The organism is Halomarina pelagica, assembly GCF_024228315.1.
Taxonomy (GTDB): domain Archaea; phylum Halobacteriota; class Halobacteria; order Halobacteriales; family Haloarculaceae; genus Halomarina; species Halomarina pelagica.
The window spans coordinates 514,910-527,470 of the sequence record NZ_CP100455.1 but is presented as its reverse complement, the minus strand read 5'-3'; the positions used below and the strand labels follow the sequence as shown (position 1 = coordinate 527,470).

The window sequence follows — 12,561 nt, the reverse complement described above, 5'->3', positions numbered from 1 at the left end:
ACGGACACGGACACGCTTATGTAGTCGGGCGGGTACCGGATCGCCATGGACGTCGGTGACATCCCCGAACAGGAAGGGCGGACGGTCGAAGCGACCAGGACGAGTTTCCGCGTCATCGAGGCGCTGAAACGCCTCGACGGGGCGGGCGTCACCGAACTCGCGGGGGAACTCGACCTCGCGAAGGGGACGGTCCACAAGCACCTCTCGACGCTCCACCGCCTCGACTACGTGGTGAAGGACGACGGTTCGTACCGGCTGGCGGTCGGTCTCCTCGGGCTGGGCGTCGCCGCCCGGTCGCGGCTCGACGTCTACGGGGCCTCGCAGGACGCCCTCGAACGGCTCGCCGAGACGACCGGTCGAGTGGCGACCCTGATGGTCCCCGAACACGGTCGCGGGATCTACGTGAACCAGGTCGTCCCGGCGGACGTCGACCGGGTGTTCCAGTACGAGGGCGAGCGCGTCCCGCTCCACGCCACCGCGGGGGGAAAGGCGATCCTGGCGTACACGGACGAGGCGGTCCGCGAACGCGTCTTCGACCACCGCGGACTCGACTCACTCACTGAACAGACGACGACGGACCGCGACGAACTCGCGGCGGAACTCCAGAACGTTCACGATACGCGAATCGCGTACGACCGCGGCGAGTACGTCGAGGGGGAGTACTGCGTCGCGTCGCCGATCACGAACGAGGAGGGGCGGGCGATCGCCGCCGTCTCGGTCGCCGGATCGGCCGAACGGATGACGGAGACGTTCGCGCGTTCGGACGTCCCGAGCTTCCTCGGGAGCACGGCGAACTCGATCCGGAACCGCCTCCGGTCGTGACTGCGTGACGCCGGTACGGTCGTCGGTCGAACCCGCGCGTTTCCACAGCGCGAACGGTCGGTGCGGAGACAGAGTCTTCAAGTGGATCGGTGCGAACGTGCTCGTATGTCATCATCTCGCGAACGGCCGAACGTCCTCCTGATCCTGACCGACCAGCAGCGCTGGGACACGGTCGGCGCGTACGGGTCGCCGATGGACCTCACACCGACGCTCGACGCGCTGGCCCGACGGGGAACGAGACTGGAGAACGCGGTCACGCCCCAGCCGACGTGCGGCCCCGCCAAGGCCGCCCTCCAGACGGGGAAGCACGCCACCGAGACCGGCGTCTGGCGGCTCTCGCGCTCCATCGCCGGCGAGCGAACGCTGGCTCACCACTTCGGCGACGCCGGGTACGACGTCGGGTTCGTCGGCAGCTGGCACATCGCCGGCACGCACGACGCGCCGGTCCCGCGCGACCGGCGCGGCGGGTACGAGGACGTCTGGATCGCGGCCGACGTCCCCGAGTTCACGACGTCCCCCGAGGAGGGCCACCTCTACGACGAGTCCGGCGAGCCCGTCGAGTTCGAGCGGTACCGGGCGGACGCGTTCACCGACTTCGCCGCCGAGGCGCTCGACGCGCTCGAGGAACCGTTCTTCCTCGTCGTGTCCTACCTGGAACCGCACGACCAGAACGACAGGTGGACCTTCGTGGCACCGGATGGGTACGCGGATCGCCACGCGACGAACCCCTACGTGCCGCCGGACCTGCGGGGTCGTCCGGGCGAGTGGTACGACGAACTCCCCGACTACTACGGGATGTGCGAGCGCCTCGACGAGTGCGTCGCCCGACTGCTCTCGGTCCTCGACCGCGGCGGCCTCCGCGAGGACACCGTCGTCGGGTACACGTCCGATCACGGCTGTCACTTCCGCACGCGACCCGGCGAGCACAAGCGGACGTGTCACGAGTCCGCCATCCGCGTCCCGGCGATCCTCTCCGGCCCGGGGTTCGATCGGGGTCGGACGGTCGAGCGCGTCACCAGCCTCGTCGACCTCGCACCGACGCTCCTCGACGCGGCCGGCGTCCCGATCCCCGACGGGCTGCACGGCGAGAGCCTCCTGCCGGTGATCCGCGGCGAGCGACCGGACGGCGGCGGCGAGGCGTTCGTCCAGATCAGCGAGTCGGAGATCGGTCGCGCGATCCGGACCCCGCGCTGGAAGTACGCCGTCGCGGCCCCGACCGAGAACGGGTGGCGCGGCGGCAACGGTGATCCGAACAGCGACGTCTACCTCGAGCGGTACCTCTACGACCTCGGGCGCGACCCCGAGGAGTCGGTCAACCTCGTCGGCCGGTACGACTACCGCGACGTGGCTGACGACCTCCGGGAACGCCTCGCGGCGCACATCGAACGGGTCGAGGGCCACGAACCCGACATCCGGCGGTTCGAGGACCCCGGATACCGCGAGTACTGACCCGACCGAAGGGTCGTACCCCCGGTCGCACTAACAACGATAGTGGTGTTATCCCAGCCCGACTTCCACGCTCTCTGACCAGTTCGCTCGAGCGAACGTCTCCGGGTACGGACGTCATCCCGCTCTCCGCGACCGCGGTCGTCACACGACGCCGGGTCGTTCGACGGTAGAGATAGAAACTCTATTTTCGAGCTATACAGAATTTCAAAACACCAACGTATTATATGACTTAGCACTACGATACTGTCCCGAACCTCGTTTTATAAATCATTTGGTGAGGTTCTACTGCCCTCGAAGATAGCGGGTTCAGCCATCAAAATCGAGCAGTACGTGTCGTGATCTGTTCAGTACTACGCCAGCAAGGCGGTTCCAGGGACCCCTGCGGACTCACCGTGAAGGTGACCGAACGATCACCGCATATTGACGCTCTAAACGAGTAGTTAATAATAAATAGATCGCCCCTCGAGGTCGGATCGAGCGCGATGGGTCTACGCGGAGGTGACGTACCGACGGTTCGACCGGCGAGAGGGACGACCGGTATCTGTTCGGACCGTCGCGCGTCCGATACGTCCGCCTCCGAGTCCGGCGTCGCGCTCGCTCGTGATGTAAATCCATCCTTAAGCGCGAACGTCGTCTCCGAGCGACGATCAGAGAGCGGACCGGGGGACCCCGGAGCGCCGAATGTATCGACCCGTCGACTCGCTACCCGAATCAGGCACGGCAGCGTGAGTGTTGTGCCGGCAACGATCCGTGCGTGTCTTTACCACTCGCACGAATAGGACGGCGTACCACCGGGGTACGAGAGTATCATGACACTGTTCGAGCTCACTGGCTTTCAGCGCGACCTGTTGTACGTGATCGCGGGCTCCGACCGGTCGTCGGGCCAGCAGGTCAAGAGCGAACTGGAAGCGCAGATGGATCGCGAGATCACGCACGGGCGGTTGTATCCGAACCTCGACACCCTCGTCAATCGCGGATACGTCGAGAAGGGCGAGATCGACCGTCGAACCAACTGGTACGCGCTCTCGGAGGAGGGGCGGGAAGCGCTCGCCGCCCGCCACGACTGGGAAGACACCTACCTCCCCCTCTCCATCTCCGCGCCGTCCTGACGGCGCGAGTCCGGGGGCCACGCCCTGCACTCGCAAGAGCGGATCCGACGAGACCGGATCGAGATCGCCCCGCCGTGACGGGTCAGTTCGGCGCGTCCGCCGGTCGCAGTTCGACGTCGGTGGCCTCGAAGTCCTCGACGAACGCGCCGCGACCGCCGACGCTGTAGGTCCCCTCGGCGGTCTCGACGATGAGCGTGTTCTCGACGGGGAACGAACTGGTCTGCGGTTCGAGGAGCGACTGCCGCACGTCGACGACGACCCCCTCGAGTTCGGTCGATAGATCCGCGTCGTGGAGGGGGCGGCCCGTGACTCGCGCACGGACAGGGGCGTCGGCGCGTCGGTGGAGCGCCGCCTGCAGGACCGCGTGACGGAAGTTCCGGTACGTGGACGGGAGCGCGGCGGGGTCGGCGGTGTACACCTCCGTCGCCATCGGGAAGTAGTTCCCCAGGAACGATCCGACGATGACCGGGCCGAGTTGCTCCTGTTCGAAGACGATGGCCTGTGCGGGGCTGTCGGATCGCGAGAGCATCTCGCCCGGCGCGACGAGTCCCGCCCGCTGGTCGACCGTCAGCATCGTCGGCATCGGTTGCTCCCAGGCGCGAGCGACGGAGGCCAGACCGTCGAGATCGAGGTCGCCGTCCGGGCTGACGCCGGTGACCAGCAGGAGGACGAGTGCGCCGCGCTCGACTGCGGCCCGTAGTTCGGCCGCCACCTCGTCGATCAGTCGGTAGGGAATCGCGAGCGTCACCTCCGTCTCGGCGCGACCGAGTCGCTCCGAGACGCGCTTTATCACCGTGACGCGCGACTTGACGACCTCGAAGCGGGCCGAGCGGGGCGTCGCCCGCGAGAAGCGCGATTCGAGCGCCGGGCGCATCCGTTCGAGGTCGTCCGTCAGCGCCGTCACGACGCGCTCGGGGGGGTTGGCCCTGATGATCGTCGGGACGACGTGGTCGTCGACGGCCACGAACTCCCTCTCGGCGAGCTTCTCGGCGATGCTGTAGACGTACCGCTTGGAGACGCCCGACTCGTTCGCGACGGTGCTCGCCTTCGCCTCTCCGAGTTCCAGGATCGTCAGGTACGTGTCGACCTCCTTGGCCGAGAACCCCAGCCGCCGTAACGATTCCTCCAGCGACGCGTCGTCCATGGGCGTACTGTACGAGGATCGTACTTACATCGCTCGGTAGACGTGTCCGTCGCTCCTCGAAGCGCCCCGCTACGGTCACCGCGGGCGGGACGGCGTCGGTGAGCCGAACGACGCTCGAAAAATTTGTGAAGTAGAAGTACACCAAAGTTATTACTACGTGCCGCCGAACCCTCGGCGATGCACCTGCGCGACGCGTTGAACGACTACAACCAGCACCGTGGCGACCGGACGAGGGTCCCCGGGGAGCGGCGGACGACGACGGGTCGCTTCTCCGGCGACGGCGGTCGACTCGTCCACGTGGAGACGGACGGCTCGATCCGGGACTTCAGCTACCCGCTCGTCGGTTTGGCCGGGATCGCTCGCTCCCGGTTCGGCGTCCGCCCCGCCGACGGCGCGGACGCGGACGTGACGTGGTTCGACGCCGGCGCGACGCAGCGCTGGTGCGACGGCACCGCGCTCGTCGTGACCGACCACGAGACGGCGTACGGACGCGTCGTGCAGTACGACCTCACGCTCGACGACGTTCACGTCACGCACTTCGACGCGAGCGCGGCCGGCCGATCGCTCGAGGTCGTCGCCTGCGTGGGCTTCGCCCCCGACGGCCGGGACACGCGCGTCGGACAGCTCCACCACGGCGACGCCGTCGAGGTGTACCACGCGGAGGAGACCGACTACCTCGCGAGCGCGACCGGGTTCGAGGCGGTTCGGGGCGTCGCGTTCGGCGGCTTCGACGAACTGCTCGACCGGACGCCCGCAGAGTACCCCCGCGGCGGTTCGGCGACTCCCGACGCACACCCGCTGAGTGGCGACGTCGTGTGTGTCGTTCCGACCGACGCCGGGGCGGCGACGCTCGCGACGCTCCTGACGACGCGCGCCGACCGTCCGCGCGAGGCGGCGCTCGACGCGGTCCGGGCGGCCGCGCGCGACCGCGACCGCGCGTCGCTGGAGCGGGTCGCGGACCGCCGCGGACCGCCGACGGTCGACCCGGACCTTCCACACGCCGACGCGCTCGCGGCCGACCTGCGCGTCCTCTCGTCGCTGTCCGGTCGGACGGGCCTGCGCGTCGCCGGCCCGGACTTCGACCCGTACTACGCCCACTCCGGCGGCTACGGCTACTCGTGGTTCCGCGACGACTCCGAGATCTCCCGCTTCCTCCTGGAGGCCGACCGCCACTTCGACCTCGGGCTCGACGACTGGCACGCGCGCAGCGCGGCGGTCTACCGCGAGACGCAACTCGACGACGGGACGTGGCCCCACCGCGTCTGGCCGTTCGACGCCACGCTCGCCCCGGGGTGGGCCAACGCGCGGCTGGAGGCCGGCGACGGCGTCGACTACCAGGCCGACCAGACGGGGAGCGTCGCGGCGTTCCTCGCCGCGGCCGACGGGGACGGCCGGGAGACGCTCGAACGCGCGCTCGACGGACTCGACGACGGCCTCGCCGCCGACGGTCGGCCGGTCACCTGTCAGAACGCCTGGGAGGACACGACCGGGCGATTCGCGCACACCGCCGCCACCTTCCTCGAGGCGTACTCCGCGCTCGCCGCGACGGGGATGGACGGGGTCGCGGATCGCGCCGCGGCCCGTGCCGAGCGCGTCTACGACGCCCTCGACGACCTCTGGGTGGACGACCGCGGCGTCTACGCCCTGCGGGAGTACGGCGGGGACCACGAGCGGGCGGGCGACCTCGACGGGCGATGCGATTCGGCGACGCTCGCGCTCGCGAGCGCACACCGCGCCTACGCCCGGGTGGGTGACCTCGACGACCGTCGGCTCGATCGGCTCGTCTCGCACGTCGAGACGGTCGTCGCGGAACTGACCCGCGACACGGCCGCGGTCGCCGGTCTCGTCCGATACGAGGGCGACGAGTGGCGACGGCGCGAGCAGGAACGCGAGAAGATCTGGACCGTCTCGACGGCGTGGGGTGCCCACGCCGCCGCGACGCTGGCGGCGATCTTCGCGGATCGCGGCGACGGGCGCGCCGACCGACTGGCCGCGACCGCGCGCGACCTGCTCGCGCTCGTCCTCCCCGGCGGGCCGCTCTGCCTCGACAGCGGCTACCTCCCGGAGCAGGTGTTCGACGACGGGACGCCCGACAGCGCCACCCCGCTCGGGTGGCCCCACGCGCTCAGGCTGGCGACGGTGGCCCTGATGGACGAGTACGGGCTACTGGAGCGGTGAGCGAACGACCGCCGGATGATCGCCCGCGGCGGTTCGACACCCCGACGGCGATTCCGAGCGTCCGAGCGGGCGTCCCCGTCCGCCTCGGCGCGTCGTCCGCCGTCAGAACGGGTCCCAGTCCGCCCGAATGAGCAGGCCGAGGCCGAGCAGCGAGACGACGATGACGACGAACGCCATCAGCGAGATCGTCCGGGCGGCGGACCCCGGCGGCTGGAACGGGTAGGCGAGGGCGAGCAGCGTCAACAGCACGAGATCGAGCGCGAACATCGTCCGCCAGACGGTCGTAGCTGACATGCCTCGTTCCCCCTCACGCCCTCCGCACGGTGATCGTTTCGGCCGTGTAGTCCTCGACGAACGCGCCGGGACCGCCGACGCTGGCCGTCCCGCCGTCCCCGGTCTCGACGATGATCCCGTTCTCGACCGGGAAGTCGCCGGTTTCGGGTTCGACGAGGCTCTGTCTGACGTCGACGACCCGACCGGACAGTTCCTCCCCCGCCGCGGTCTCCACCTCGACGAACGGGTCGGTGCCGGCGCGGAGGTGGAGCACAGTCTGGACCACCGCGTGGCGGAAGGACGCGAACCGGCGGGGGAGGGGTTCGGGCTCCGTCACGAACCGCTGGCTCGCGACGGGCCAGAAGCTCCCGATGAACGAGCCGAGGACGGACCCGGCGAGGTGGACCTCCGAGAGTACGACGGCGGTCTCGTCGGCGTGGGAGCCGGCGAGGAGGTCGGCGTCGCCGAGGATGGCGTCGTAGTTGTCGGCGACGAGCATGAAGGGGGTGTTCTCCGTCCACGTGCGGACGACGCTGGCGCGTCCCTCGAAGCGGGACGGGGCCGCCGGCTCCGGTCCCGCGTCGCTGTACAGACCGATCACCAGCACGTCGCGATCGACGGCGTCCGCGAGGTCCTGGGCCACCGACTCGTGCACCGAGAGGGGGAGACAGAGAAAGACCTCCTCGCGGGCGTTCGCGATCAGTTCGCGGAGGTACTTCAGCGCGGTCTGTCGGGACTTCACCGTCTGGAACCGGGCGGTCAGCGGCTCGGTCTCCGCGTGGCGGTCCTCCAGCGTCGGCGTCAGCGACTGGAGCCGCTCCGACATCCGGGCGATCGCCTCCGACGGCGGGCGCGCCCGGACGGTCGTCGGCGAGGCGTGATCGTTCATCTGGACGAGCCCCCGATCGGCCAGCTGCGACGCGATGCTGTAGACGTACCGCTTCGAGACGTCGGCGTGGTCCGCGATCGTGCTCGCGGTCGCCTCCCCGCGGTCGAGCACGGCGAGGTAGGTCTCGATCTCCTTCTCCGAGAGGCCGAAGGTGTGCAACTCGCGCCTGAGCGTCTCGTCGTCGACGGTTCCGTTCCGGCTCATGGGTCAGTCCGCGAACCCCGTCGGTTCGCCCGGCCGGTCGGGATCGTACAGGTGACAGGCGACCGGATGGCCGCCCGCGGTCGCCGCCGGCCGGTCCCGCTCGCAGACGCTCTCGTAGTGCTCGCGAAGCCCCGCGCTCGCGCGCTCCCAGTCGCCGTCGACGACCGCGGCGAGCGCCTCGTCGACGCGCTCGCGGTGCGGATCGGGGAGCGTCTCGTCGAAGGCGCGTTCCCGCAGGTCGTCGACCGTGGCTCCGGTCGGGTCCTCGCCGAACAGTTCGGCCGAACGCTCGTCGAGCGCGTGGCGCAGGCTCATGATCTCGTTGTACACCGCCTGGTCGATCTCCATTCCTTCCGGCGGAACGACGTTCGGACAGCGCGTGTGGAACCGACAGCCGCTCGGCGGATCGACGGGGTCGGGGATGTCGATGTCACGCACGGGCGGTTCCTCGACGACGTCGCCGGGGTCGAGGTCGGCGGTCGCCCACCGGAGCACCCTCGTGTAGGGGTGTCGCGGGTTTCGGAGCACCTCCTCGGCCGGCCCGACCTCGACCAGTTCGCCGAGGTACATGATGCCGACGCGGCCGCCGGCCGTCTCGGCGAGGTACCGCGCGTTCGAGAGGTTGTGCGAGATGAACAGGTAGGAGGTGCCGAACTCCTCCTGGAGTTCGAGCAGCAGGTCCATCATCTCCACCCGGAGGGAGACGTCGAGCGCCGACACCGCCTCGTCCGCGAGGACGAGGTCGGGGTTCATCAGCAGCGCGCGGACGAGCGCGACCCGCTGTTGCTCCCCGCCGCTCAACTGGTGCGGGAAGCGGTGTGCGTAGTCCGTCGCGGGCTTCATGCCGACGCGCTCCAGCATCCGGAGGATGCGCGCCTGGCGGTCCTCGCTCCCCAGGTCCGGTTGCCACTGCTTCAGCGGCGCGGCGAGCGTCTTCATCACCGTCCGGTTCGGGTTCAGTGCGCTCCCCGGGTCCTGGTGGATGATCTGGAGCGACTTCCGGATCTCCCCGAAGGGGATGTCGCCGCCGCCGTCTCTCACCTCCCACACGTCCCGACCGCGGTAGCGCACGCTCCCGCCGGTGGGACGCTGGACGCCGATGGCGGTCTTGCCGAGCGTCGTCTTCCCGCAGCCCGACTCGCCGACGAGCGCGACGACGTCGCGCTCGGGAACCGCGAGACTGATGCCGTCGACCGCGCCGACCGTCTCGGGGTCGTTGAACAACCCCTCGAGGAATCCCTGTTCCTTCTCGAAGTGGACTTCGACGTCGTCGAGCGAGACGACCGCGTCGCTGTCGTCGACGCGGTCGTGGGTCGATCCGGCTCCTTCTTGCGTCTCGACCGTCGCGGCCGTCCCGGTTCGCCCCGCCGCGTCGACCTCGTCGTCGAGCGACCCGAGGTCGTAGTCGACCGCCTCGCTCGCCTCCGTCCAGTGGTGACAGGCGACGACGTGACCGTCGTCGTCGGCGTCGTACATCGGCGGATCGACGGATCGACACTGGTCGTCGGCGAGGGGACACCGGTCGGCGTAGGTGCACCCGGACGGGATGTTCACCGGGTCGGGCGCGCTCCCCGCGATGGAGTCCATCGTCTCGAGCGGGGCGTCGAGGTTCGGCACCGCCTTCAACAGCGCCCGGGTGTAGGGGTGCGTGGCGTCCCGGACGAGTTCGTCCGCCGGACCGACCTCGACGAGTTCGAAGGCGTACATCACCGCGAGGCGATCGGCGAGCCCGGCGACCAGCGGGAGGTCGTGGGTGATGAAGACGACGGTGAGGTCGTACTTCTCCTGTAGCTCGGATAGCAGCGAGAGGATGGACCGCTGCATGAGGAGGTCGAGCGCGGCGGTCGGCTCGTCCATCACGAGCACGTTCGGCTCGAGGATCAGCGACAGGGCGATGAGCGCCCGCTGGCTCATCCCGCCGCTCAGCTCGTGCGGGTAGGACTCGAGCACCCGCTCCGGGTCGAGGTAGAGATCGGAGAGCAACTGGCGGGCGCGGTCCATCCCCGCTCCGACGTCGGCGTCGTGGGCCTTCAGCGTCTCCTCGAAGTGGCTCGCGATGGTCATCGTCGGGTTGAACGAACTCATCGCCCCCTGGAACACCATCGCGATCTCCTCCCAGCGGAGGCGCTTCAGTTCCGCCTCCGAGAGGTTCAGCACGTCGATCGGATCGCCGTCCGGCGGGTAGTAGGTGACCTCGCCGGTGAGGCGACCCGGCTCCTCGACGGCGTCGAGCATCGCGGAGGCGAGCATCGACTTGCCCGACCCCGACTCCCCGACGACGCCGACGATCTCCTGGCGCTTCACGTCGAGGTCGACGCCGTTCAGCACCCGGGAGACCCCGCGGTCCATCTCGAAGGTCACCTCGGTGTTCCGTATCTCGATGATCGTGTCGCTCTCCGCGGCCTCGTCGCGGCGCTGGCCGGTCGTCGCCATCAGCGGACCACCCCCGTCGAGCGGGCGTCGGTCGACCTGTCGTCGACGTCCTCGTCGGTCGCCGTCCGGGAGAGGTGTCGAGCGCGGACGCGGGGGTTGAACAGGCGATCCGCGGCCTGCGCGAACATCGTGAGCGCCAGCGCGAGGCCGATGACGGCGAGCATCGGCATCAACAACCAGTGGAACGCCGCCGGGGAGGAGACCGCGCCGGCCTGGCTGTACGCGTTGTCCATCATCACGCCCCAGTTCGCTTCGCTGTACGGCAGGATGCCGAGGAAGTACAGCGCGACGGAGCCGAAGATGACGTTCCGGGCCTGCTGGACGAAGTTCATGGTGACGTACGGCATGAGGTTCGGAAGGATGTCGACCGCGATGATCTTCCGCGTCGGGATGCCGAGGATGCGCGAGGCCTCCACGTAGGGCGCGTCGCGCAGGGTCAACACCTGCGAGCGGATCGAGCGCGCCAGCCCCGCCCACGCGTTGATCGCGAGCAGGACGCCGATCACGGCCGGGTTGCCGGTGAGAGCTTCCCGCAACGCGCCCGCGAGGACGATGACGAGCACGAGGCCGGGGAGAGTCATGGCGACGTCGGTGAACGTCATGATGACGCTGTCGACGGTGCCGCCCTTGTAGCCGGAGACGGTCCCCAGGACGGTGCCGAGGGCGACCGAGAACACCGCGCCCGACAGGACCATGACGAGCATCGACGGCGTCGCGTGGACGATCTGCGCGAAGATGTCGACCCCCGAGTACGTCGTTCCCAGCGGGTGCGCCAGGCTGTAGAACGCGCCGAGAAGCGCCGGTCCCTGATTGGGTTGCGGTTCGGGGACGAGCAGCACGCCGACGGTGCCCATCAGCACGTACCCGGCGATGATCACCGCGGAGAACAGCGCGCGCCGGTCGCTCATGACGATGCTCGCGGGCGCGACGACGACCTCCTCGAACGATCGCCGGTAGCGCTCGCGCCGCGAGAGGTTCGTGCCGGCGACGGTCTCGAAGTCCGACTGGGCGGCGTTCGCGCCGGTCCCCTCAGTAGGACTCACTGTTCTCACCTCCCTTCGCCCGCGGATCGACGTAGCCGTACGTCAGGTCGGCGACGAACACGCCGATGGTGACGGCGACGGCGATGATCATGAACGCCCCCATCATCACGGGGTAGTCCCGCTGCCCGATGGCCTGGATGAGGTAGTAGCCGACGCCGGGGTAGGCGAAGATCTGCTCGAGGATGACCGACCCGCCGAACATGAACCCGATCGAGATGAGCAGCCCCGTGTACATGGGGAGGATGGCGTTCCGCCCGACGTACCGGAGCGCGATGCGGCGCTCGGGCAGGCCGCGCAGGCGCGCGACCCGGAGGTAGTCCTCGCCGAGGACGCGGATGCTGTTGCCCCGCATCGTCAGCGCCCAGCCGCCGAAGCTGGCGACGACCAGCGAGAGGATGGGGAGCGCGCCGTGATACAGGACGCTCAGGACGAAGTCGAGGTTCGGGCCGACCGGGACGCTCGACGCGTACCGACCGCCCGTCGGGAACAGGTCGAACCGGTACCCCAGGAACGCGATGAACAGGAGTCCGATGACGTAGAAGGGGATGGAGTTCGAGACGAGCGACACCGCCGTCGCCCCCGTGTCGAAGCGGCTCCCCTCCCGGTAGGCCATGAACGCGCCCAGCGAGACGCCGATGACGAATTGAACGAACAGCGCCGACGCCATCAGGAAGACGGTCCACGGTAGCGCCGGGCCGAGGACGGCGGTCACCGGCTCGTTGTACCAGATGGAGGTCCCGAAGTCGAGGTGGAGAACGTCCCAGACGTAGTCGACGTACTGGACGTACAGCGGCTCGTCGGTGGCGATGTTGGTCTGCGCGGCGATGCGCTGGTTGATCTGCTCCTGCGTGAGGCCGCCGCCCTGCTGGATGAGCTGCGCCCGGAGGTAGTCGGCCGGCCCCCCCGGGAGGAGGCGGACGATGCCGAACGACAGCGAGACGACCGCGAAGACGGTGAACACCGCCTGCCCGGTGCGACGGAGGAGATAGCTCATGTGGTAGTGCCCCCCATCCCCCG

At 69.3% G+C, this 12,561-nt stretch carries 10 protein-coding genes; 4 read left to right on the top strand and 6 right to left on the bottom strand.

What is annotated here, in order from left to right; genetic code table 11:
* Positions 1-45 precede the first annotated feature (45 nt).
* The 3 genes from NKI68_RS20985 (at position 46) to NKI68_RS20975 (ending at position 3,380) form a co-directional block, all read left to right on the top strand.
* Complete coding sequence (locus NKI68_RS20985) at positions 46-822, top strand: IclR family transcriptional regulator (RefSeq protein WP_254546697.1); 777 nt, start codon at positions 46-48, stop codon at positions 820-822.
* Positions 823-927: 105 nt separating this feature from the next.
* Positions 928-2,271, top strand: a complete 1,344-nt coding sequence (locus NKI68_RS20980) for a sulfatase family protein (RefSeq protein WP_254546696.1) — start codon at positions 928-930, stop codon at positions 2,269-2,271.
* A gap of 815 nt (positions 2,272-3,086) precedes the next feature.
* Positions 3,087-3,380 (top strand): PadR family transcriptional regulator, encoded by a 294-nt coding sequence (locus tag NKI68_RS20975; RefSeq protein WP_254547081.1) that lies wholly within the window; start codon positions 3,087-3,089, stop codon positions 3,378-3,380.
* A gap of 82 nt (positions 3,381-3,462) precedes the next feature.
* On the opposite strand, the gene NKI68_RS20970 is transcribed toward NKI68_RS20975, so the two are convergent.
* Complete coding sequence (locus tag NKI68_RS20970; protein WP_254546694.1) at positions 3,463-4,524, bottom strand: TrmB family transcriptional regulator sugar-binding domain-containing protein; 1,062 nt, start codon at positions 4,522-4,524, stop codon at positions 3,463-3,465.
* 177 nt (positions 4,525-4,701) lie between these two features.
* Here NKI68_RS20970 and NKI68_RS20965 point away from each other — a divergent pair, with 177 nt between their 5' ends.
* Entirely contained in the window at positions 4,702-6,702 is a 2,001-nt protein-coding gene (locus NKI68_RS20965; protein WP_254546692.1) for a DUF7997 domain-containing protein, read from the top strand.
* Between the two features lie 102 nt (positions 6,703-6,804).
* Here NKI68_RS20965 and NKI68_RS20960 read toward each other — a convergent pair whose 3' ends face one another.
* The 5 genes from NKI68_RS20960 to NKI68_RS20940 are packed head-to-tail and all read right to left on the bottom strand — an operon-like array spanning position 6,805 to position 12,538.
* Positions 6,805-6,996, bottom strand: a complete 192-nt coding sequence (locus NKI68_RS20960; protein ID WP_254546691.1) for a hypothetical protein — start codon at positions 6,994-6,996, stop codon at positions 6,805-6,807.
* Positions 6,997-7,009: 13 nt separating this feature from the next.
* The gene (locus NKI68_RS20955) at positions 7,010-8,068 is read right to left on the bottom strand and encodes a TrmB family transcriptional regulator (protein ID WP_254546689.1); all 1,059 of its coding nucleotides are present in this window, start codon (positions 8,066-8,068) and stop codon (positions 7,010-7,012) included.
* Positions 8,069-8,071: 3 nt separating this feature from the next.
* Entirely contained in the window at positions 8,072-10,501 is a 2,430-nt protein-coding gene (locus tag NKI68_RS20950; RefSeq protein WP_254546688.1) for a dipeptide ABC transporter ATP-binding protein, read from the bottom strand.
* A complete protein-coding gene (locus NKI68_RS20945; RefSeq protein ID WP_254546687.1) occupies positions 10,501-11,544 on the bottom strand; it encodes an ABC transporter permease in 1,044 nt (347 codons plus the stop codon). Before NKI68_RS20945 ends, NKI68_RS20950 begins: the two co-directional genes overlap by 1 nt.
* Positions 11,531-12,538 (bottom strand): ABC transporter permease, encoded by a 1,008-nt coding sequence (locus tag NKI68_RS20940; protein ID WP_254546686.1) that lies wholly within the window; start codon positions 12,536-12,538, stop codon positions 11,531-11,533. Before NKI68_RS20940 ends, NKI68_RS20945 begins: the two co-directional genes overlap by 14 nt.
* Positions 12,539-12,561: the final 23 nt, after the last annotated feature.